Origin of the sequence: Flavobacterium sp. CFS9, assembly GCF_041154745.1 — a bacterium.
Lineage (GTDB): Bacteria > Bacteroidota > Bacteroidia > Flavobacteriales > Flavobacteriaceae > Flavobacterium.
In genome coordinates this window covers 4,544,153-4,566,011 of sequence record NZ_AP031573.1, presented here as the reverse complement: position 1 = coordinate 4,566,011, position 21,859 = coordinate 4,544,153, and the positions used below count along the sequence as shown (strand labels likewise).

Below are 21,859 nucleotides of genomic sequence, written 5' to 3'. Positions count from 1 at the left end.
GTGATCACTACAGAGCAAAACTTCAACATTTTTTATGCATGATTTGAAGAAGTTTTTTTGTTATTCTTGATAAGAAATACTCGAACTCATGTTTGGGATAATTACGCTCAACGGGTTAAATTAAATTCTGTCAATTAGTCTGTAATTAATTTGAATTTTACAGGTTGAAAAAATAGATTTGAGTTTTTCTCAAAATAAATTCCATTTTCTTTTCTATCAAATTTTACTTTGTAATTATGGATTATGGTAGTTTGTGCAATTACATTTACCTGGTAAGTATCTCCAATTTTATTTGCTTCGGATATATCCTGAACAATACCGTTAATCACAATCGATTTAGGAACAACAGCAGTGTCATTTAATTTAAAACTAACGATATATCCTCTTTCACTATTACGGTTATAACTTTTATAGGTTTGATTTTTAATATCTAAAAGTGGTCCGGAACAGGAAAAAAGAAAAAAAAGCCCAAAAGAAAGTAATAAAAAGACGGCTTTAGGAATACTATTTTTCATATTTTTAGCGTTTTACAACTACAAATTTAAATTAAATTAAACGATTCAAAAATAATGAAATTAAAACATATTATTAGAACACTACTTGTAGGATTGGTTTTTACAGCTTGCAGTAAAGATTCTGATTCTGACAGTAAAGGAGCTGCTACCACGCCAGACGAAATTAACAACTTTGTTTGGAAAGCTATGAATTCTTGGTACTACTGGCAGCCCAACGTTGCCAATTTGTCCGACGAAAAAATCACTAATACTGACGCATATAACAATTTAATCAACGGAAAAACACCCGATGCGCTTTTTTATTCACTCTTATATCAAAGAGGAACTGTCGATAGATTTTCCTGGATTGAAAATAATAATGAAATAGTGCGCGTTTCAAAAATTGCAGAAGTCGAGAAAAAAGGTGGTATTAATTACGCAATCTACCCTAAAGACGCATCCAATACCAATATGGTTGCATTAATTAACTATATTGTACCTAATTCACCAGCAGCTCTGGCAGGATTGAAAAGGGGTGACGTTATTACAAAAATAAATGGAAGCCAGCTGACTTCAGGTAATTATAATCAATTAGAAAATGCGCAATTCACCATTACCTTGGCGGCAAGCGTGCAATTTGCAAACAATAGTTTAGTAACTACAGATAAAACAGGAACTGTGACTGTAACAACAGCAGAAATTAATGAAAACCCGGTTGCTTATTACGAAAAGAAAGTATACGGAGCAAAGAATGTTGGTTATCTGGTTTTTAATGGTTTTAAATCCGATTATAATGATGAACTCAATTTGGCTTTCAGTAAAATGCAAGCGGATGGAATTAACGAATTGGTTTTAGATCTAAGATACAATGGAGGCGGTTCATTGGAAACGGCAGTTGCACTGGCTCAAATGATTAATGGCAGTTTTACCAATAAACCCTATATTTATTTAGACTTCAATAATAAACACAATAGTGAAGACGGCTATGAAAATCTTTCTGATAAGGTAAATATTTTTAATTTGGTTGACAATCAACCCACTTTTCAAAGGCAAGAAAATATAAACAGCCTTGCTTTGACAAAAATATATGTACTGATAAGTTTTCAAACTGCTTCTGCCAGCGAGCTCACGATACAATGTCTAAAAAAATACATTAACGTAATCACAATAGGAGAAGAAACCGTTGGTAAATTTGTTGGCTCAAACACATTATATGATTCTCCTGCTAATGATTATACGTCCTATGTCAATCGAAGCACTAAACACAAATGGCAGTTGCAACCCATTACTTTTTCATATTACAATAAGGATAAAGACGCAAATCCAACGAAAATTAAACCTGATTACGAAATCAATCCTTACAGCACTTTCTTAAATCTGGTGGAATTTGGAAACGTAAAAGATCCTTATCTGAATAAAGCTCTCGAATTAATTACAGGTCAAACTATGCGAACGACAGCAAAAACCGCCGATCCTTCTTTTTCATTAAAAATTGATAATCTTGCTGTATTCAATCCTACAAATACTGCCAAAGGTTTGTATATAGAGGATTTTGGAAGGTTAAGAAAAGAATAAATAGCAACGAAACTAAATTTAGAAATTAAAAACATCACTTTTAACTAAGACTATTTTAACTTAGATAAAAATGCATGTTTAAAGCATAAACCAGCTCTTTATAATTTCAATAAAAGAGCTTTTTTATGTACACAAACCTCTTTTGACTCAGTTGAGGGAATAATTAATAATTGAACGCATGGATTTGTTTTCGCTTAAACAGACCAGGCGATTTTCGAATTTTGTTTTCTGGAACCTTTTATAAGCTCTTCAGATAATTAATTAAGAAAGTATAATACTCCGGATAAAACGCACATAAATTTTTTCTTTGCACTAGTTTTACGCATTTTTCCCTTTTATTGTCCTGCATTATAAATCCATTTGCTTCGGTTATATAAGTTTCATCAGCCAGTAATTGTTCCAGATCTGATAAAGAAATGACAAATATGCCCTGAACTTCTTCCAGCTGAAGATTAAAGTCGTGCATGTTAAATTTACGTTCCAGCAAGTATACATTGGTGAATTCTCTGTCAATTATTGAAGGAAGCGTGATACTCATTGGTACAAAGCCTGCGTATTGCAACTGCGAGATTTCTACATCAATTCCAAGCTCTTCTTTTATTTCCCGGACTCCGTCAAGAGGAGTTTCTGTGTGAAGAAGATGTCCGGCTACTGTAGTGTCCAACAGGTCAGGATAATCCTTTTTTAATTTTGAACGCTGTTGAAAATAAAGATTTATTTCTGAACCTTCTCTGTAATACATCCAGCAGTGAAAAGTTTCATGCCACAATCCTTGTTTATGAACTTCATTTCTTGACGCTATTCCTGTCTTAGTATAAAATTTATCAAATACATTAAATATTTCGTCCATCTCTTCTTGTCATTAGTATCCGGATTAGAGAAATTCTTTTCTGGTAATCAGTAAATACTTTTATGTTCCTTATTTCAAATCAATACGTAAATGTAAAGGAAATACAAACAAATACCAGAAATTGAGAAGGAGAAATAAATCAATTTTTGAACTAAGTTGAACAGCAATATTTAATATCAAAAAAATACGATAAACCAAAAGAGAAAAAAATCCTATATCCTTAACGCAATTTCGAACCGTAGTTCAGCTCCAATTAATTCTCTGATAGCACCACTTTAAGACTGTTTATTTCAAACAGACTAAGAGTTTATTGTGAAAAAATCGAACCACAAATATTAGGCCGTGAAGGCTTGAAAAATCTAGATGTTTGTGTATAAAAAAAGAGACAACTATTATATAGTTGTCTCTTTAAGTGACCTCTACGGGACAAATTACAATAAATTTTTTGGAAGATTTGAAGCGATTGGCGTACTACAGGTAGACGCTGTCTTTCATTGGCTTTCTAATTTTGGTTTAGATGTACCGTTGGGGATTGATACAAAAAATATAAAAAACTCAATTGATTTATCGATTTAGCTAATATATAAATTTACATATTTTAGGGCGAATTTGAAAAGATTGCCGTATTTAAGGCAAAAGTGTCTTTGTTTGGCTCTGTGAATTACTGTCTAGGATTTTGGTTTTGTGGAACAAAGTTAATCCCTTTCAATAATGTTTTAAGGGGATTTGTTGTCATGGGAAAATTCTTGTTTGGTTATTTTTTAAAATATTGGTTTAATCCTGAAATGCTGAATTAAGTAAAGAAAGTTCTAAAAAGACAGTAAAGCTTTTAAAAAAAAGTGGATAATCTATTTCTATTTCATTATCATCGATGATTTTCAGTAGATTTCCAGGATAGATATACAAAAGATGAAAAGACGATAAACTTTCCATTTTGCCAATCATGGCATTATAGAGAATAAGTTTTATGTTCTTTCTTATATCTTCTTTAGAAAAAAGTTTAAAAATTTCCGAATCTGCAAGTGCGGAATAATTTTGATTAGCAAAGCCAGCGACATCATACGACTTCAGGGCTTTTTCCTTAATTAGTGCTTTATCTTCCTGTTTCAGGATTCCCTCTTTGAAACGTGAAGCGCTGTCTGACTTCATTCTTGCAGAGTTCTTGTCCTGCGGAAAAGTCACAAAATCAACAGCTTTGTTTTTCAGTATTTTTAGCTCAGGTGATTCTTCTTCAACGTTGATCCTGTATCCAAACATTGCCATAACTGACTTTAGTTCGTTTTCACGAGACGAACCCAGTACATTTGAAACATCTATGTAATCAATCTTCTTATCATAACTGTGAGTTCGTAAAATTCCATTGAGCGCGCGTTGAAAGATATTGTTTGGCAAAAGATTAATATAGTCAGTGGGCAGATCCAGCCATGAAATGGAGAGATCAGCAGCATCAAAATTTTCATTTATAAAATGGATTATGTCCGCCGGATGCTGTTTAATGTATGAAGCTAGCAGCTCACGGTAACCTTTTTCTGAAATATTCTGTATTTGATTAATGAGTTCTATGGAACGCAATGGATTTATAAAATCTTTGTCTTGAAATATTTTTAAGGTTACGTCAAGACTGTACATTGAGTAGTCTTTACGGTTGTAATACTTGCACCAGAAATGGCTGATTTCAGCTATGTTGATTTTTCTTTCCTCATGCAGGGACAGCCTTATGTAATTATGCACCATATCCCTCAGGGCGAAACTTCCCCTGTATTTGTTTTTTTTGATAAAATATTCAAGTGTAAGGCACTTGTAATCATTATGCTGCGGATGTAATCCATAAGCATACAGATATTTTTTTGTGGCTTTCAGCATCCAGAGCGCTTTAAAACTTTCTATATGATATAAAGCAATAAAGTCCTGCAGAATTTTATTGCCAAGGGTAGCATTCCCATTCATATAGTGATCAATTGCACTGAATAGATTTTTATACTTGCCTTGCTTTATCTGGTGTATATACAGATTTTGCAGGATATAAGGAATTACATCCTGTAAATCGAATTCATCACTTTTAGCCAAAAGCTCAGTGATTGCTGGTGCTGTAAGTGCTTTGGCATGTTTGCTGAAAAATGATTTCTCTTCTCTGATGTCCTTATCAAGTTCACGATAAAAATACCTGGTGTCGTAATGCTGAGAAGCCATAAGATTTAAAATTAACGATGCGTTATTGGTCGTGATGTAATACAGCATTGCAAATAGATAGCCGTCGCTTGTAATATCTTCTTCTGTATATCCATTATGGATCAAAGCTTTGAGGTAGGTAAATATAACCTGGTCCTGTGTGGAGATATGGTCCCTTTGAACCATGTTAATAATCAGAGATAGGTCATAAAAGTCTATGATTTCCAGTGCTTCAGGATCTATCGAGCAGAGATTTTCCCTAATCTGAAAATAAAAGGATTGGATGGCTTCAAAATCAATGACATTTTCCATAAGTTGACGGAACTGTGCGATTGAAATGTATTTTTTAGTGATGTTGTTTTTCTTTGTTTCAGAAAGTTCGTAAAAATTTAATCTCGACAGGAACCTTTTTTCGCCTGCCATTATTGAAGTGTAAACCTTGTTGCTTACCTTCTCAAGAGTCTTTGAGTAGTTTATATTTAATTTTCTGAGATAGGTCACAAGACTATCATGAAAGAGCGCTACACGGTTGAGACGGATTTCAAATAGATAGGGGTGTTCCTCTATAAATTCTTTTACGATATCACCTAGATCTGAGTCAAGAAAAAAATCAATTTCAGAATGCATGGTATAGGTGTGGGAACAGAGGAACAGAGCCAGTGCCTGTTTGCCTTTTTCATTGGTAATTATCTGCTGGTAATAATTATCAATGCTTTCTAACTGATCATACTGAGGTAGTTTTTTTTCTTTTTTGTAATGCTCTGCAACGTATTTCACCAAAATGGGATATCCCTGGGTGATAGTGAAAATTTTGCTTGCAATGCTGTATTTCGAAATGTGGTACAGTTCATTTAGCACTTTGGCCGTCTGCTCCAGATTCCAATTTCCTAAAGTATATTTTTCCCAGGATAACACTCGCTGCAAAGGACGGCTGAGAACGATGGTTTTAGTGCCTTTGTGCAGTTTATCAATGAAGGTGATAAATTTTTCTAAGTCACTTCTGTTGTAGTTCTCGACATGATCCAGTCCATCTATTATTATTGTTTTATTATTGGTTATAAGATGGTTTAGGATCACCTTTTCATCGCGTTCGCGATAATCACCGAAGATATTTTTAGATAGTTCACTTAGGAAGTTCTCGTATTTCAACCGTTTGTCATAGTCTTTGTCCTGACTTGAAGTCCAAAAACGGTATAGGATATTATTGGGGTACTGATCTGTAATTGTATTGACAAAATGGCTTTTTCCGACTCCAGGTTTTCCTTCGATAAGCAGGATATTTTCCACTAAAAGACGCTCACGAGCCACATTGACGGTCGTTTCCAGAAGCTCAGTACTGAAGAGTGCTATTGATGGGAGCTGTTCTCTTGATATTTTTAATATTCTCTGGTCAAGTCGGCCATTAAAAAAGTACTCAATGATATTCTTCCTGTTTTCATCCAGTGCATATAGCTCATGAATTTTTTCTATCATTTCTTTACGGCTCATGGAGATTATAAATACTCCTGAAAAATTATAGGCTGGCATGCCAAGTACTTCGCTATCTGGTATAATGTCGATCTCCTTAAAAATGATGATATTGCTGTGACCCGAGAGTTTATGGGATTTTCCTTTTATTGAAATCTCATTTCCGGAAACGGCCAGTTTATCAAGGGTCATTGCATCCATATCCTTGATTTGAAAAAAATAATGCTCAAGACCGCAACGTATTTTTACATCATCAAAATTGTTTTGAATGGCTGCCTCGATTTCCATTTCATCTATATTTCTTTCAGCATCCATTTTAGCTAGCAGCAGTGATGAGGCAAGCCATTGGTAAGAGTATCCGATAAAGGCGTATTTCATATTTTTTAAGTGTAATATTTTCAAAAAGGACAAATAGTTATCCAAACCATTTTTTATTCAATGGATCAACAATTATTTTGGAAGAAATAAAGATGGCAATTTCAACTCTTATTTATTCTGGAAACTCGTTTTCGCTACCTTGGAACAAGGTATGTTTGGTAAACCATCCCATTCTTTTAACATCCTGCCTGATCATTTCCTCATGATCTGGCTCATACTTCTCAATTTTGTCTATATGGGCGAACAAAAATCTATGGCTTCGGTTGGATGATATTAAGATTAAGGATTTGCTTTTATATCCTGTAAATAGATTAACACTTTCTATTGCCAGAGTATTTAGGGTATTTATCATTTCCATATCCATCTGGTCCGTGTAAAAAGTGAACAGCACACCCACGCCGTCATAATCGCCGAACCGCCTTCCGAAATTTAGTCCAGAAACGTCTTTGTAACGGTTGTGGAACTCGAAATAGCTTTTGGCGATGGATCGTCTGGTAAGCCTGTCGAATGACAGCATTGCTTTGGCAAGGTTTAACCGCATTGGTGTCAGATTTTGAAGATATTCATTTTTTAGGATTTCATTCTGCACAAAATCGTCGATGAAATAGCTGGCTTTATCTGCTTCTGCCTTATTTTTTACTTGCTGAATATCGGAAAACGAATCCCAGTCACCATCGATTTGCAGAAAGATGCCGTTAGAATCATCGTTGAGAAACGGCGGGAAATTTCTAGCATTTTTGAAGAAGTGGGAAAGAAGATCCTTTTCCGTACCCGAGATCAGAATGTAGTTTTGTGTCAGCTGCTTTTGGAGCGCAAAAAATTCCTTCTGCGTTTCGAGAGGAAAGTCGTACTCGTCGCCTGGCATGATTATGGTGATCCTCCCCTTAAATAGTTTCTCCCTTTTTTCAAGATAATCTATAAAATCAGGAAGCGTATCAAGCTGGCTGATAATAGTTTCGAAGGAATCTTTATCAAATAAGGTTACATAATCATCGTTTTTCGTGGAATGGTTAAAGGGATAAAATTTTACTCCTTCTCCCAAATTGATTACAATTCGAAATACTTTGGTGATTTGTTCTCTTGGAAAAATCTCCATTTCCCTGTCGGGATGCTTGATCTGCACTTCTGCAGCTCCGAATAAAGTACGGCAGGCACCATGGATCTGTTTTACAGCCTTTTCAATAGTGTTGTTGAAATACCTGAAATGATTTCCCTTAAATTCGTAGTTCTTAACTGAGATGACGATTAGCACCGAATTGAAAATAATCAAGAGGTCGCAGATTTCCTTTTTATCGCCATTTTCATATTTTGGTCCAGGAAAACACCAGTACTTCAAGAACGATCTGTAAGCAAGAGTGTTTACAAAATCTTCACCTAATTTGCCTTTGTCTTCAATTATCATAATTTTTTGCTTTTCGAGAACGAAATTTAGTAAAAAAATTAATGGATTTGAATTTAAGTTTGCGCGGGCTATTCCTATGCTCATGGTAATTCTGATAATTAAAGTAATTCCAATCAACAAGCTAACTGATATTTGGGAAGTATATAGAAACTATACCGTTGTACTTCGTGGGTCTTCTAACCGAAGTTTTAATTAATTTGTATATTTGATAAACTTAAAATCAAGCAGTTATGAAAGGATTTATATTTGTGCTGGATGAAGAAAACGTGCCGCACTTTATTAATGTCAATTCTATTGTCACTATTAACGGAACTAACAAAGGAAGGAATGCAGAACTTCATTTAAGCAATTGCTCCATGTTCACAGCGAAAAAAACGGTAGAGGAAGTAGCCAAATTAATCGAAGCTTCCCTTGAAGACTAGTTATATTTTCCATTTATTTTCTGGTTATAGTTGCTTGGACTTTCTGTTTTGGACATTGTCACTATTTCCTGTATCTATTGTCAGTTTTGCTGACCCTGCTAGCCCTGAATAGATAATTGTCATTCAATAGGTCTTCAAGTTCTTGGTCAAACACCCACTCATGATGGATGTAATTCCAGAAAATCTGAAAATATTCCTTATCATTTGGATCTCTAAACACAACAGCGCCTATGCATCTGCTGGCTTTGGAATCATACTTCAGGGCAAATGCATAATTGTCCAGGGCATTTGCCCAATTAGCCGCATTTTTCGAGTGCAGAGGAATAAAAACAAAAGCGCAGTCGGTTCTTGGAACGTACATTCTATAGGGAGTCGTAAAGTCCTGGTTTTCGGATTCCTGCACACACAATGAGTATTTCTGCTTGAAGGCGGCCAGCTCAAACCTATTCAGCAGGGCAAGTTCGGCCAAAATTGGATAATATTCGGTTTCATAGTTGGCCATTTTAATATTTTTTGCAAAGTTTTCCATTATACCCGAAATATCAAATTCTGAAGTTGTCTGGTCGAAATGCAATAGCGAATTGATGTATTTTGCATTGAAATGGTCAGCGTCGGGCGTCTCGAGAAAATGCGAAAGGAAATATTGTTCGGGAAGGGCTGCAGATGCCCTTTTGTCAAACAGGAACAGGCGTTCCCTGAAGGACAGATATTCATTGATTTCACAAGGTGTTAGGAGCAGTCTGCAGATCCATGTGTAATCCTCTTCATGAAATAGATGAATCAATCCAATTTCAGTGCTTTCGTAAAACTTGATCTGTCGCAGTTGTTCTGAAAAATCCTTTGCCTGATAGATTATGATTTTCCTGCTTGGATTGTCCTTGGCCTGGGCAATGTTAATTTTATGCCCTTTCTCGTTTTCTATGTGGATATCTGAGTATTCGCTGAGATATTTCGTGGTGGCTTTTATCTGTTTTACCGCCTTATTCAAAATCTTGCTTTGGAACAATTTTCTATCGTCGCTTGCATCGAGTTCCTTTTCCTTGATCTGGAAAATAAAAAAAATGTCCTCTATCCAAACCACATTGTCGGCAAACTCCAGCTGCTGTTTGCTGTTTAGCCCCTTGAAATCATTCTTGCTGAATGTGAATTCCCTAAAAAAGATATTTTGATTTATAAATGAAATTTGATTTTCCGACTGCGTTTTCATGTGTAATATTTTTTTTTGATGATGGAATTTTGAACGGGGAAAGCAAGTTTTTCTTTTAATTATTTCAGCAAGATTTGATGGATGGCGTGCCCAGTAATGAGGTTAGTTTAATATATCCTTTTCGCCCTCATTTTCATGGGGCATAATCGAAAAATCAAATGCTGGAAAATCCCTGATGGACCAGCGGGGCCTAAAAGCAAGCTCCTCTCTTGAAAGCATCCTGTAGCAGTCTATTCCCTCTTGCACAGCAAGATCCTGAATTCTGTTCATGTGTGAGGTGTATTTCGCAACGAAGTTTTCATGCGACGTTCCTTGATTGAAAATCGGTTCATATTCTTTTCGCAAACCCTCGAATTCAAATGCGTCTATAACTTCAAGTATTTTTTCTTTTGCATCGCAGGCTGCATTCACATTTCCGGAAAATTGCAGGATTTCATATTTAAGGATCATGCAGCATAGCATGTTTTCCCTGTATTCATTCTGTTCAAATGCTTCTGCAAGCTTGTCGAGATGATCGCAGTTCCTTCTTAGCTTCTCGAGCACTGACGGATCAACAGGCTGGAGCAGATCAAAGCTTCTGTATTTCCAGCATGAGAGATAATGAAGGTGAAACGCTTTCTGGTATTCCCATTTTATGCCCGCCAGGGTCAAGATGCCGATCGAGATGAAATATCCGCAATTCTCGGCATAATCCACTATGCTGTTAAGACGCCAGCGGAATATTTTTTCAAGTTCAAGCCATTGCTTAAAGACAGTGGTGTGAAGAAGATTCTGGACTCGTCCCGCAACGTAGACGGAATTCTTTGCCAGATCGCTGAAAAGGATGCTGGATTCGGCATCAATGATCTTATTGAAGGCAATGATTCGCAGTCCAATTTTTTTTTCATTTTCAATAACCTTCTGCATGGATTCGTAGAACTTCAGTATTGAAGAAGCTGGTTCTCCGCTATTGGAAGACAATTCTTCAAAAGCATTCTCAATCTGGAAAAAGGAGCCTGAATCCTCCAGATGGCCGATCTTTTTTACAGCCCGGTCGTACTGCTCTTTGGATATTATGTCCAAAAGATATCTGGTATTGAGTATAGTATGTTCGATTATCGCCCGACCCTCCGGGTCAAATTCGTCGGAATATTTCTTGGCGCTTTTCAGAAGGTCCATCGCCTTGTAGAGATCCCCGCGCTGAAAATAGGCAATGCCGCAAAAAAGGTAGAATCGGGGAGTTGCTGTGTTTCTTGGCCAGCTCCTTTTCTCCATTTCAATTACGGTGTCAAAACGGTGTGCATTTACAAGATCCGCGCCAAACTTGTCTATATATTCTATATTTTCCGATACGCTGTATACTATGTTGTCGGAATCAATGAGAAGGCTGCTGGAATTTGGGCTGTTTGACGGAAATCTGTAGCTGTTGATCCTTCTGAGAAGAACTCCGCTTGCATACGTTTCCTCGTAGATTTCCTGCACTGCCTGTTCAGAAAGAATTTTGGTGAAATAAATCTTCTGCTTTGCTTTTTGCTGCCATTTCCCATTTCTGCCCTTGATCTGATCCAGAATATTTTTGACGTTTTCGAAGTAGAAACAAGCTGAAGGATGGTGATAAAAAACATAGTAGGCGGGCATGCCGTTATTGAGCAGGTAGCTTATATTGGATGTTGAGATCTGAAGTCCGAAACTTCCATCGGTTCCCTGTTTGATTTTATTTGTCGCCTTCAGCTGGACAGCAAACCTGTAATTGGTGTATACGCTACCTCCTGATGCAGATTCTTTTTTCAGTTCGATATGAAAATCTATCCCTTTGTCACGCATCGTTTCAGATCGTATCTCAAATTTTTGTACAGGGAACCGCTTCCTGAACAAAACACTTGAAATAGTTTCAAGACTTTCATTTGGATTCACTTTTGGAAGATTTTCGTCGTCGAAGTCCTTGACTGCCATTTTAAAAAGCTTTATCTGTAAAATTAAATAAAAACTCTCATAATTTCATTAGGCGTGAAAAATCATGAAAAAAAACATTATCTGTATTTAGTGTGGGGATGTCCGTTAAAATCAAACAAAAAACTCAATCCAGGAATTGGATTGAGTTTGATAATTTGTAGTAGAGTGATTGTCTGGTGGCGATATCAATATAAAAAGCCTGTTGCGGACCAAGCACATTTTTTAATATGCTCTGCGAGAAAGGTATAAGTGCGCACCCTTTTTTAAAGTTTCAGCTATTTTTCTCGTATGTAAGCTGCGCTAATCCCGTTTCAAATGTTTGCGCGGATATAAACTCTAGTCTCTGTTCAGGTCTGCCGTCCTGAAAAAGCCTGGTGCCAGCACCTAAAAGAATAGGAATTACAGATATTACAAACCCGTCTATAAGGCTGTGCATCATCAGTTCATTTATGAGTTCGGCACCGCCGTCGCAATAAATATTTTTACCATTTTCATTTTTTAGATGTTTAATTAATCCGGGGATATCGCCATTATAAAAAATTGTTCTTCCAATTTGGGGCCTTTCGGTTCTTGTAATGACATAAACATCCCGATTCCCATTGTCATAATGTGATGGGCCTATTTCTTTGAGAACATAATCATATGTTTTTCGTCCAACTATCACGGTATCGATTTCAGAAATAAAGTCTGCATAGCCGTAATCCTCGCCCTGCTTTTCCACAAGCTTTAGAAAGCTTAGGTCATCATTTGGCTTTGCAATGTAACCATCTAAACTCATGGCAATGAAAAGTTTTATTTTTCGCATCTGTTTTAAATTTTTGTTGTTCTGCCAAATGTAGCGGCAGAAATTTAACCGCGCTTTGTAAAAATGCGACAAATTAAAGCAATGACGGTGAAAAGCCTGTATATCGCTTGATTTCATTGGTGAGATGGGCATGGTCATAGTAACCGCATTCAAAAGCAATATCTGACAGGCTTCGATTGTGATCTGATTTTCTGATAATATTCAGAGCATTCTGAAAGCGGATTATATTTGAGTATTCTTTCGGGGACAAGCCGATATAATTTTTGAAATTGCGTTCCAGCTGCCTAACTGTTGTGCAGTGCTTCTGGGACAATTCGTGGATGCCCATATATCCCTTAGCAGCATCAATGTCATTGATAACCGGCTGCAGGGGGTTGTAGCTGCTTTTCATCCGATCAGTGAAAAAGCATTCGAAATAATTAAAGGGGTCTGCTATTACCCTGTCGATATCAAATGATTTGGATTTTTCGAATTCGACAGTATTATTACTGAGTGCGCTTTGAGGATCATAGCAGTAGAAGTTGGAAAATGCTGCGGGCTTCAGGCATGCTCCCAATAAATGGGTATCGGTTTCAATTATGCTGTCTTTAAAAGAATTCATTGCTCCGACAACATAAGTTTTTCCACTGTCCATAGAAAGAGAACCGTTGTCTGTCATGCACTTGCTTCCAATATTAATCAGTATTCCCGAACATCCGTCCGGATATACGCGTTCCAATTCTGCTTTGGATTGGCTTCCTCTAAGTTCCCAAAAAAAGCTAATGAAAGGTTCCAGTTCTTTGCTGACTCTAATTATTTTGTATTCCATTTATTGCTGGTTTTAAGTTATAGGAAATGAATATAATAGGAATGCTTTGCGCAATTTTTATGTAAAGTTATGTATAAATCTGAAACACCAAGCATCATTGCACTGCAGGAAAAGAAAAAACGCAATGCTTATAGGACCGGCTGGAATTCCGAAGTGTTTTTCACTGTTCAATCAGGTAATTCTACCTGCGTTTTTTTCTGTTTTATTTTAATAAATTTGGCTAGCTGCATTTTTTATTCTGCGCCTTCTAAACTTAAATAATGCTTTAATTATAATTTGTAATAATGAAAGACTACTTTCAAAATGATGTGCCCATACTGCTAAAGCTGTCAGAGCATAAAGAACTGCTGGACGGCTTTCCTGGTGAAAGCGGAGATTCCCAGTTTGATGCGAGACTGATTTATAACCAGAGAAGACCTGAAGAGGCGCAGCTGATTATTTATTATAAGCCCTCTGATCATCTGTACCAGAAATTCAGAGCACTTGCAGAAGCAGGAACCAGCATCCTGGACTTGGTAAATCCTGCATTATCGCCATATGAATGGGTGAACCCGGAGTTTTTTGAGTTTTCTGAAAGCTCTCTGATAGATTTTCATGAAACTAATTATTTCGATCATGACAAGAAATCCGTCATACTGGTTCTTCGAAATTTCTGTCTTTTCCAGAATGGAAGGTATGCCGCTGCCGCAAGATTCAGCCTGGCAGACAATGCCCTTTCCCATCTCACAGGATATATCCAGTACGGCCAGCTTGGAACTTATGATTCAGATGACAAATTCATTGAACGGAATCATAACAGATGGACCAGGTTTGGTCCTGTCGAATTTATGCTGTCATTAAGCCATTCCTATAAACAGGGCGAACCAAAAAAGGATTTTGTAATAACCAGAGATGCACAGCTGGTTCTAAGGGATGACAGCGAGAAAGTAAAAGATCTGGATCTGCTTTCCCTCGGAGAAGACTTATGCCTGCTGATGTCCCTGTACTGGGAGAAGAACATTGATTTTTTCAATGCCCTGCTCAGGGTGAATGATAGGGATAATTATGGCACCAGGGAAGTCTTTAAGCTTTCCGGCGATAACTTTGATTCCTCGCAGGAATTTCATTTGAAGGACAAATATCAGAATATTTACGATTTTGCAGATTCGGTAAATTTTGAGAAATTCCAAACTTTCAGGGAGCTTATACAGGAGGCTGTTCCCAGACTGTTAAGGATAAAGCACCTTGATGATATTTCAGCTTTCATGGTCCTTTACAACATCGTTGAAAAGTTCAGGAATTATTTTTTAAATGAGCCCTTGGACGGCAGTGCTTTCACTGTAAAGGAAGAATATGTATTTACGGGATCAGAAGGCTCTATTAACAGGTTCATAAAAAAGAAGATAAAAGAAATCGGTGAAATAGTCGCGGACGCAGATAAACAGGAATTTGATTCTAAAGCTTTTGAGAAAGTATCCTTTATTAAAAAGACCGGCCTTATCGATCAGTTTGAGGGTTTTATAAAATATCTCAATCTGGATCCGGACGATTATGATGTGGAATTTGGCCAGCTTATTAAAGCCAGAAACCTCATTTATCATGGAAATCCGCCCGACAGGGATTTATCGCTGTGTAATAAGGAGCTTAAAGCGCTTGTCTATGATATCACACTTGCCATTATTGCCTGATACTTTTTAGCATTCAGCTTGTGGTGTCTTGGGAGCTTATTTTAAAAATCGGAGCATCCAAAATGGACGGGAAAACGATTATTGATCATCAAAACCATTCGCCTGCGCTTTATGTCAGCAGGAAAAGAGACAATTATTAGTTAATTGTCTCTTTAATAAGTGTGAAGATTTTCAGCGAAAGAATATCGCCTAGTATGTTGTTATTTAGTTCCTTGCAACTGAGAATACCGGAAGGCTTTCAATCTGTATGGTCTGCGTTGGATATGCAAGCTCAATTCCTTTTTCTGTAAAGGCACTGAAAATCTCAAGATAGACGGCCTGCTGGGCGTCCATATAGAAATTGTAATCCGGGTCATCGACGTAGTAGACGAATTCAAAGTTAAGGCTGAAATCCCCAAAACCTGAAAAATGCCCCCTGTCATAGCTCAGTTTATCTTTCGAGGCTATTATGTCTCCGACAATACCGGGAATGTCCCTAAGCTGTCTGTCAGTGGTCTGGTAGGTGACACGGATTGCGAAAACAATCCTTCTTCTTTCCATCCGTTTGAAGTTGCGCAGCCTGGAGTTGGTCAGGTCTGTATTGGAACAGACAAGCTGTTCTCCGTTCAGGGTTCTGATTCGGGTGGTCTTTATCCCGATATATTCGATAACGCCGCTGTCTGTGCCCACCGTCACAAAATCTCCGATTTCAAATGGACGGTCAAAGAAGATGACAAAATAGCTGAAGAGATCTCCAAGCACGGTCTGTGCCGCAAGCGCGATAGCAATACCTCCGACACCCAGACCCGCTACAATGGTTGTCACATTGTAGCCCATATTATCAATCAGAAATACGGCGCCTAATAGCCAGATGATGATATTGACGATAGCGATAAGCCCGCCTGCCTGCTTTTCTTTGCTTTCGCTGTCCTGGTCGCGTTTGATAAAGGACAGCACGAATTTTTTGAAAGCGGCAATTATAATTTTGATTATAAAAAAAGTGATGGCAATCATATATGCCGTATGAAGAATATTTTTTGCCCTTAGGCCCAAGGCCAAAGTCTGCAGGGCAAAATAAACGGTGCTTATGTACAGCAGGGGAAGAATGTTCTTCTCAATGACTTCCATTGCGAATTCATCCCAGGATGTGGCGGTTGCAGCCGCCCATTTTTTGAGCCGCTTGAAAATGTACACTTTGAATATTTTTATAATCGCGAAAAGGACAATTATAATTATCAGTGCTGTGAGCCATTTATATATTGTGTTTCCCCAAAGCGGGGTGGTTAAAATCTCATTCATGATCTTTGATTTAATTGTGTTAAAGAAATGGATACAGGCATGCAGTGCGCAGCGTAGTTATCTGTCTTGGCAGAAACTGCTCCAAATCGAAATCCAGCAGCTATTTCTGCTATTGGATCCTGTATCCGATGCAGATTACAGTTTCGTCAGCATTTACAGCATCTGCATCTGTTTTGTAAAGTACGGTGCCCGACTCGGGGGCTCTGAGAGTTTTTTTCCTGTTGCCGAAAATATCGGTCAGATTGCCTATCTTCTGGCTTTCTTTGATTTTATCCCCTGGCTTAATGGAGCTGCAGAATATGCCCTGAAATGGAACCTTTATGCAGGCCTTTCTGTTATACCTGAATTTCTTTGCGCGGGAAGGCTTTGTTGTGCCATTATTGTAGATTTCCAATTCTGCCATAATCCTGTAAAGCGCTTCTTCAGCCGATGGCTGGCTGGAGGATCCCTGTTTTTCATATCCGCCTAATGTCATGCTCAATGACGGAATTCCCAGCCTGACCGCCTGCTTCACGGCGCATTTTGAAGGCTCTCCTGATGAGAGCGGGTACGGATGGCTCAGGATGGTGCCGAGCCCGCTTGCTTCACTCAGGCGGTACGCCAGCATTGTCTGCTGCATGAATTCCGCATTGTCGTAGTAGCACATAAAAGCTATCGGATCACTGCCGGAATCGCAGCCGTTCAGCTCCAGAAATACATCAGTGGCATCAAAGACAGCTGTCGAAATAAAATCGGCGATCAATTCTGCCGCGGTTCCCTTGGCGCTGCCCGGAAAAGCATCGGAAAGATGGGACATTCGTATGTTGTCGGATTGGGAGCTGCGGCCGCTGTAGCGCTGCACATCAGCGTCGGGAATAATAATGAGGTTTCCCTTGAGCTTTTCAGGCATTATCTCACGGCGAAGCTGCAGCAGGGAAGCGGCGGCGGAAAATCCGCCTTCGCGGATTCCGGCGGCTAGGGTAAGGGTTGGACCTTTTTCACGCCCCCTGATTAGGGTCACAGGAAGATCAGCCCAGACCGAATCCGAGGATTTCAAACAGATGACCGTATCGGTTATGGAAGCATCCTGTTTTTCGAGGTATCTCTTAAGCGAGTTTTTTTGTGACTGGGCGCTATGGACTGCCAAAAGCGATATAAAAGAAAGAATTAAATTTTTCATTGCATTAAATGATCGATGATTATTCCGTCTGAATACAGAATAGCCATAGTGATTTGCAGACCGTCGGCGGGTCTGGTTTTAATTGGTTTAAACAGGTTTTCAGCTGTATTGGAAAGCGCCGCGGGAGTGCGGGCTGCCATAGTTTTACAGGGCATATCAGACTCTTGAAGCCGAATGTTAAAAACGGGCTTTTCTCGTAAGCCGTCACTTTTTATGTTTGGTTTTGCATCTGGATAGCGCGCTGTTATACAGGCTGGCAATCGCAGATGGCAGCAGAGAACATAAAAAACGGCCTTCTTTTACGTTATGCTGAGCTGACTATTGATAGTTATGCCATCGAATAGGTAAATTCGGAATTTAATTTTGAGTCTAGAAAAAATGGAGTCTGTGCAGTGAGTTTTTTAAAGCGTCTGCAAATGCAGTGTCCAGCTTAAAATAAGCGGTGCTTTTGCTGTGAGGAAGCGAAAGCGCGTCATCAGTAAATTTTTCTGTTAGGGATTTTAAAAGCGCAGCGGTTTTATGCTTCTCTTTCTTGTCTTGGGAAGAAGCGTTTATGCGGATTTTCTTTTTGCTATGGGGCGCATCAACGGCGCACTGGTGGGCTTTCCTGCCTGAAATATTCTGCATTTCGGCGCAATCGGCAAGCACGGAAGAGACGCTGTGGATTTCAACGCCGTAAAGCATCCGCATGGCAAGGAGCGCCATTATCAATATGCCTTTAAAATGCTTCATGCTAAAGAGAAAATGCTGATTTTATTGTTTGTTCCGGCCAAATATAAGGCATTTTAAACAAAATCAGCCGGCATAAAACAAATATAGCAAAGATTTAACTTCATGCCTTTATGCAGTCTTGCCCATCCAAAAGTGTAAATGCCGGTTCCGCATCAGAGTGCAAAAAATAATGCTGCGAACCGATAAAGGAAAATGCTATTTCGGCCTTTTCTATTCTATGGCTAAAATGGCGCGCTCTTCGGGTTTGCTTGACCATTGCACCTGCCAGACGCGTCCGTCGATCTGGTCCAGCAGAATGAAATTGTATATATTGGTGGTGGGGCTGAGGACAAATCTGTTGTTTTTTTCCTGATCGGGTGCTGCAAGCGCCTTGAGCGAAAGGGGAGACTCGAACCTGTTTTTTCCAGTGTCCCACTGAACCTGCCACATCTGTCCGTTTCGGGTGTTGAGTTTGATATAGGTCCACATATTATTAGTGGGGTATAGCCTGTATCCAGTGTCAATGCAGGGAAATGCATTTGCATTCGAAGCGGACTGGCTCTGGGCGGATGCGCTTATAGACATTGCGAATACCAGAAGAGAAAATAAAGTTTTTTTCATAATTTTCAGATAAGTTAGTTAGCAGTAAATTAATGTTTTATCAAGAAAAGCACCAAATAATGTGCCGTAAATTGCTAGATTTCCACATGTAAAAGATTCATGCACACTTTATTGTCTGAAACGTCAAGTACGGGCACCATATGGCTGGGACAGCAGAGATGCTAAGAAAAATTTCTTAAATTCGCCTTAAGTTGCAGGATATCGTGTCCTGTGGTTCTGCTGGACTAATAGCGAACAAAATTTTAAATAGTAACCTAAAGGACATAATATTGACAACAAAAGAATTCTTAGTGTTTCTACAGCAGGAACATCATTTGATAATAAATCATAAAGACGACTACGGCGAAGCCCAGACAGGCAAAATTATTTCAATTGATGGAGATTCTGTGAGGTTTTATTGGACCTGTGACGATGAAAAGACAAAAGCACGAGGCTTGGTAACTTATAACATGGACGAATTTAAACAGCAGGTCGATCCATTTGTGATTGTAGACAGAACGTGTACTTTTAGCGATGAAAAGTATGGTAGGCTCCAGAGCATGATAAAAAACAACTGGCACAAGGTAATCAATACGATGCATTCCTCCTCCCAGAAAAGGTTAAAGGTTGATGGCTGCATTGATCTATTAGTCAGCGAAATCGGAGTGTCTAAATTACAGGCTTCAGGGATTATAAAATCTCGCTTGGCCGCGGGCACATTTAAATATGTTAAATTAAAATTAGGCACATATATTGCGCTTGGCATTAACGAAATCGCACTAGAAAATAAAAAAAGATATCTTTCTTCGATTTCAAATGAAATCAGAAGCCAGAGCGAGCGTATCAATTATGTCATCAGCCACGGCCAGACTGTCGGAAATTACAGGGAGAGGCTTTTCATTTCCGTCCTGCGGAAATTTGTGCCCAAAAAATTTCACGTCGCAACAGGATTTATAGAGGGTAGCAGCAAGCAGATTGATATCATAATTTATGACCAGCACAATTATATTCCAGTTTTTAGGGAAGATGATCTTGTAGTGGTAAAAAAGGAAGCCGTGATTGCCGTAATTGAAATCAAAACGACATTAAGTTCGTCCACACTTAAAGATTCTCTTGAAGGTATTGACAGAATATGCGAAGGCCCGATGAGTTCTGTTCCTTTTTTCAAGGGAATTTTCGCTTTTGAAACAGAATGGAACAATAAAACGGCCGCCGATAACATTGCCATATTTTACGATGAGAATAAAATTGACGCCATTCATGAGCATCTAGATGTGGTATGCGTTCCTGGCAAGATCTGCGCTTTTATAGATTATAATAATCTGGATAATGATGAGTATTCCTGTCCTTCATTGTATACCTTGGAAGATGCTAAGGGCATAAGTATAGGGGAGTCCTTTTTCTTTCAAAGGCTATTTTCCTTCATGGAGGTTGAAGTTTCAGCGCGGAAAATTAATGGATTGTATTTTGACGTATTGCGTGAAACTGCACATAGACCGCTGCATAAGATATTGACCGATGAAGACTGGACACCATTTCATATATTTTTTACGGAACTCGGCAGCACGGCAGATTTCGACGCGGATGAATTTGACCAAGCAATGGAAATCAAAAAAAACAACGTCAAGCAGCGCGTGAAAGATGTCAGGGATTGGATGGCTGGTGAAATGGACAGAAACCAGCTGATAGAAAAGTATAACAGCATATTTTAAAATTTAAATCGTTCTCTTTTCTTTAAAGTGCTAGTCTAAATGGCTTAAGGAATATGAAAGGGAGAAAGCGGCATACCCAAAAAACATTGATATGAATTTAATTTTTAGAACTGCAGCAGCAGATGATCTGCCCGAAATCATCAGGCTTCTTTCTGATGATGCCCTTGGGCAGGGCAGGGAGGATTTCCAGCTTCCTTTGCCACATGCCTACATTAAGGCGTTCGAGAAAATCGATGCCGATCCCTCGCAGGAACTTATCGCCGTGACTAATGAGGCCGGAGATCTGGTGGGAACCATGCAGCTGAGCTTCATCCAGTATCTAACCTATCAGGGCGGAGTAAGGGCGCAGATAGAGGCGGTCAGGATAAGGAGGGAAGACCGCGGAAAGGGATTCGGAAGGCTTATGTTCGAGTGGGCCATAGAGAGGTCAAGACAGCGCGGGGCACATCTGGTCCAGCTTACCACAGACAAAAAAAGGCCTGAGGCTGTGAAGTTTTACGAGAGCCTGGGCTTTATGCCGACCCATGAAGGCATGAAGCTTCATCTATAATTGCTGCATGTGAGGCCTGCGCAGTTATTTCGTCATTAATTGGATGCAGAGAAAAAAAAACATTTTTTTTCAGCTGATCGCGCAAAAATTCAGAATGTCTACAAAATCAGGTTGTTACTTTGCGTAGCATAAAAATAGGAAGGAAGTAACCGCCTGCCTGCAATCCCGCTTTACTGCGGAGGGCAGGTTTCTAATTTTACAATGCAGGATGCCACTTTGCAATCGGATTGCATAAACTATTTTTTACATTTGTCCCATGAGATGGAAAACAACAATATTATTACTTTACATTCTAGGGCTGCTTGCGGTTCCGTGCAGTGACGTATACAATAGCTGTATTTCCTCTAAAACTGCGCAGAAAGAGCTGTCCCATAACCACAGCAGTGATAATGACGACCACTGCTCGCCATTCTGCCAGTGCTCCTGCTGCAGCGTTTCGGTAATAAAGTTCAGCTTTAAGATGCCGGACCTTAATCTTCCCCAGCAGCCTATCAGTTCCAAGAATACTGTCATTAAGGACTGCCAGGTAAATTCAACCTACACGGGCAGCATCTGGCAGCCCCCTAAATTTTTCGTTTAGATTTTTCGGATTGCGCTTATCACGTGAAGTGATTTTTGTCAGGACTTAACGGTCCTGCCCAGCATGCATTTGATTTTCCGTATCCATTCGGGA

The 21,859-nt window shown here is 38.8% G+C and carries 19 protein-coding genes; 6 read left to right on the top strand and 13 right to left on the bottom strand.

From position 1 onward, the window contains the following. Positions 1–134 precede the first annotated feature (134 nt). Positions 135–515: a hypothetical protein gene (locus tag ACAM30_RS19275; RefSeq protein WP_369616139.1), complete on the bottom strand. Its 381-nt coding sequence runs from the start codon at positions 513–515 to the stop codon at positions 135–137. Between the two features lie 54 nt (positions 516–569). Between ACAM30_RS19275 and ACAM30_RS19270 the strand changes: the two genes are divergently transcribed. Continuing rightward, positions 570–2,069, top strand: a complete 1,500-nt coding sequence (locus ACAM30_RS19270; protein WP_369616138.1) for a S41 family peptidase — start codon at positions 570–572, stop codon at positions 2,067–2,069. 238 nt (positions 2,070–2,307) lie between these two features. Here the strand turns inward: ACAM30_RS19270 and ACAM30_RS19265 are convergent, their stop codons facing one another. The 3 genes from ACAM30_RS19265 to ACAM30_RS19255 all read right to left on the bottom strand — a co-directional run bounded on the left by ACAM30_RS19265 (position 2,308) and on the right by ACAM30_RS19255 (position 8,335). After that, positions 2,308–2,919, bottom strand: a complete 612-nt coding sequence (locus ACAM30_RS19265) for an NUDIX domain-containing protein (RefSeq protein WP_369616137.1) — start codon at positions 2,917–2,919, stop codon at positions 2,308–2,310. Between the two features lie 774 nt (positions 2,920–3,693). Next, positions 3,694–6,933, bottom strand: coding sequence for a hypothetical protein (locus ACAM30_RS19260; protein WP_073414703.1), 3,240 nt, complete (start codon positions 6,931–6,933; stop codon positions 3,694–3,696). A gap of 112 nt (positions 6,934–7,045) precedes the next feature. Continuing rightward, on the bottom strand, positions 7,046–8,335 hold the full coding sequence (locus ACAM30_RS19255) for a hypothetical protein (RefSeq protein WP_369616136.1): 1,290 nt from the start codon (positions 8,333–8,335) through the stop codon (positions 7,046–7,048). A gap of 230 nt (positions 8,336–8,565) precedes the next feature. Here ACAM30_RS19255 and ACAM30_RS19250 point away from each other — a divergent pair, with 230 nt between their 5' ends. Continuing rightward, positions 8,566–8,757, top strand: a complete 192-nt coding sequence (locus ACAM30_RS19250) for a hypothetical protein (protein WP_073411748.1) — start codon at positions 8,566–8,568, stop codon at positions 8,755–8,757. A gap of 61 nt (positions 8,758–8,818) precedes the next feature. Here ACAM30_RS19250 and ACAM30_RS19245 read toward each other — a convergent pair whose 3' ends face one another. The 4 genes from ACAM30_RS19245 to ACAM30_RS19230 form a co-directional block, all read right to left on the bottom strand. Further along, on the bottom strand, positions 8,819–9,964 hold the full coding sequence (locus tag ACAM30_RS19245; RefSeq protein ID WP_369616135.1) for a hypothetical protein: 1,146 nt from the start codon (positions 9,962–9,964) through the stop codon (positions 8,819–8,821). A gap of 102 nt (positions 9,965–10,066) precedes the next feature. After that, positions 10,067–11,896 (bottom strand): DUF4365 domain-containing protein, encoded by a 1,830-nt coding sequence (locus tag ACAM30_RS19240; protein WP_289877176.1) that lies wholly within the window; start codon positions 11,894–11,896, stop codon positions 10,067–10,069. A 271-nt stretch (positions 11,897–12,167) separates the two neighbouring features. Next, entirely contained in the window at positions 12,168–12,701 is a 534-nt protein-coding gene (locus ACAM30_RS19235) for a dihydrofolate reductase family protein (protein WP_073414712.1), read from the bottom strand. A gap of 73 nt (positions 12,702–12,774) precedes the next feature. After that, positions 12,775–13,509, bottom strand: coding sequence for a helix-turn-helix transcriptional regulator (locus ACAM30_RS19230; protein ID WP_073414714.1), 735 nt, complete (start codon positions 13,507–13,509; stop codon positions 12,775–12,777). Positions 13,510–13,793: 284 nt separating this feature from the next. On the opposite strand from ACAM30_RS19230, the gene ACAM30_RS19225 reads away from it, so the two are divergent. Beyond that, complete coding sequence (locus ACAM30_RS19225; protein ID WP_289877177.1) at positions 13,794–15,176, top strand: hypothetical protein; 1,383 nt, start codon at positions 13,794–13,796, stop codon at positions 15,174–15,176. A gap of 204 nt (positions 15,177–15,380) precedes the next feature. Here ACAM30_RS19225 and ACAM30_RS19220 read toward each other — a convergent pair whose 3' ends face one another. The 5 genes from ACAM30_RS19220 to ACAM30_RS19200 form a co-directional block, all read right to left on the bottom strand. Then, positions 15,381–16,454: a mechanosensitive ion channel family protein gene (locus tag ACAM30_RS19220; RefSeq protein WP_073414721.1), complete on the bottom strand. Its 1,074-nt coding sequence runs from the start codon at positions 16,452–16,454 to the stop codon at positions 15,381–15,383. 109 nt (positions 16,455–16,563) lie between these two features. Next, positions 16,564–17,613 carry a succinylglutamate desuccinylase/aspartoacylase family protein gene (locus tag ACAM30_RS19215; protein WP_073414724.1) on the bottom strand — a complete coding sequence of 350 codons (1,050 nt, stop codon included), beginning with the start codon at positions 17,611–17,613 and terminating at the stop codon, positions 16,564–16,566. After that, positions 17,610–17,768, bottom strand: coding sequence for a hypothetical protein (locus tag ACAM30_RS19210; protein ID WP_369616134.1), 159 nt, complete (start codon positions 17,766–17,768; stop codon positions 17,610–17,612). The genes ACAM30_RS19215 and ACAM30_RS19210 overlap by 4 nt, the downstream gene beginning before the upstream one ends. Positions 17,769–17,982: 214 nt before the next feature. After that, the gene (locus tag ACAM30_RS19205; protein ID WP_139260427.1) at positions 17,983–18,318 is read right to left on the bottom strand and encodes a hypothetical protein; all 336 of its coding nucleotides are present in this window, start codon (positions 18,316–18,318) and stop codon (positions 17,983–17,985) included. Positions 18,319–18,555: 237 nt separating this feature from the next. Beyond that, the gene (locus ACAM30_RS19200; protein WP_289877178.1) at positions 18,556–18,945 is read right to left on the bottom strand and encodes a hypothetical protein; all 390 of its coding nucleotides are present in this window, start codon (positions 18,943–18,945) and stop codon (positions 18,556–18,558) included. Between the two features lie 269 nt (positions 18,946–19,214). On the opposite strand from ACAM30_RS19200, the gene ACAM30_RS19195 reads away from it, so the two are divergent. The 3 genes from ACAM30_RS19195 to ACAM30_RS19185 all read left to right on the top strand — a co-directional run bounded on the left by ACAM30_RS19195 (position 19,215) and on the right by ACAM30_RS19185 (position 21,766). Continuing rightward, a complete protein-coding gene (locus ACAM30_RS19195; RefSeq protein ID WP_369616133.1) occupies positions 19,215–20,636 on the top strand; it encodes a DUF6602 domain-containing protein in 1,422 nt (473 codons plus the stop codon). 91 nt (positions 20,637–20,727) lie between these two features. Further along, entirely contained in the window at positions 20,728–21,186 is a 459-nt protein-coding gene (locus ACAM30_RS19190; RefSeq protein WP_073414736.1) for a GNAT family N-acetyltransferase, read from the top strand. Between the two features lie 256 nt (positions 21,187–21,442). Continuing rightward, positions 21,443–21,766 (top strand): DUF6660 family protein, encoded by a 324-nt coding sequence (locus ACAM30_RS19185; protein WP_354669343.1) that lies wholly within the window; start codon positions 21,443–21,445, stop codon positions 21,764–21,766. Positions 21,767–21,859: the final 93 nt, after the last annotated feature.

Coding starts and splice junctions, on each gene's coding strand:
- ACAM30_RS19275 (WP_369616139.1), bottom strand. CDS start 515: ATGAAAAATAGTATTCCTAAAGCCGTCTTTTTATTACTTTCTTTTGGG.
- ACAM30_RS19255 (WP_369616136.1), bottom strand. CDS start 8,335: ATGATAATTGAAGACAAAGGCAAATTAGGTGAAGATTTTGTAAACACT.
- ACAM30_RS19200 (WP_289877178.1), bottom strand. CDS start 18,945: ATGAAAAAAACTTTATTTTCTCTTCTGGTATTCGCAATGTCTATAAGC.
- ACAM30_RS19270 (WP_369616138.1), top strand. CDS start 570: ATGAAATTAAAACATATTATTAGAACACTACTTGTAGGATTGGTTTTT.
- ACAM30_RS19220 (WP_073414721.1), bottom strand. CDS start 16,454: ATGAATGAGATTTTAACCACCCCGCTTTGGGGAAACACAATATATAAA.
- ACAM30_RS19245 (WP_369616135.1), bottom strand. CDS start 9,964: ATGAAAACGCAGTCGGAAAATCAAATTTCATTTATAAATCAAAATATC.
- ACAM30_RS19235 (WP_073414712.1), bottom strand. CDS start 12,701: ATGCGAAAAATAAAACTTTTCATTGCCATGAGTTTAGATGGTTACATT.
- ACAM30_RS19240 (WP_289877176.1), bottom strand. CDS start 11,896: ATGGCAGTCAAGGACTTCGACGACGAAAATCTTCCAAAAGTGAATCCA.
- ACAM30_RS19265 (WP_369616137.1), bottom strand. CDS start 2,919: ATGGACGAAATATTTAATGTATTTGATAAATTTTATACTAAGACAGGA.
- ACAM30_RS19260 (WP_073414703.1), bottom strand. CDS start 6,933: ATGAAATACGCCTTTATCGGATACTCTTACCAATGGCTTGCCTCATCA.
- ACAM30_RS19190 (WP_073414736.1), top strand. CDS start 20,728: ATGAATTTAATTTTTAGAACTGCAGCAGCAGATGATCTGCCCGAAATC.
- ACAM30_RS19215 (WP_073414724.1), bottom strand. CDS start 17,613: ATGAAAAATTTAATTCTTTCTTTTATATCGCTTTTGGCAGTCCATAGC.
- ACAM30_RS19205 (WP_139260427.1), bottom strand. CDS start 18,318: ATGGCGCTCCTTGCCATGCGGATGCTTTACGGCGTTGAAATCCACAGC.
- ACAM30_RS19230 (WP_073414714.1), bottom strand. CDS start 13,509: ATGGAATACAAAATAATTAGAGTCAGCAAAGAACTGGAACCTTTCATT.
- ACAM30_RS19225 (WP_289877177.1), top strand. CDS start 13,794: ATGAAAGACTACTTTCAAAATGATGTGCCCATACTGCTAAAGCTGTCA.
- ACAM30_RS19185 (WP_354669343.1), top strand. CDS start 21,443: ATGAGATGGAAAACAACAATATTATTACTTTACATTCTAGGGCTGCTT.
- ACAM30_RS19210 (WP_369616134.1), bottom strand. CDS start 17,768: ATGCCCTGTAAAACTATGGCAGCCCGCACTCCCGCGGCGCTTTCCAAT.
- ACAM30_RS19250 (WP_073411748.1), top strand. CDS start 8,566: ATGAAAGGATTTATATTTGTGCTGGATGAAGAAAACGTGCCGCACTTT.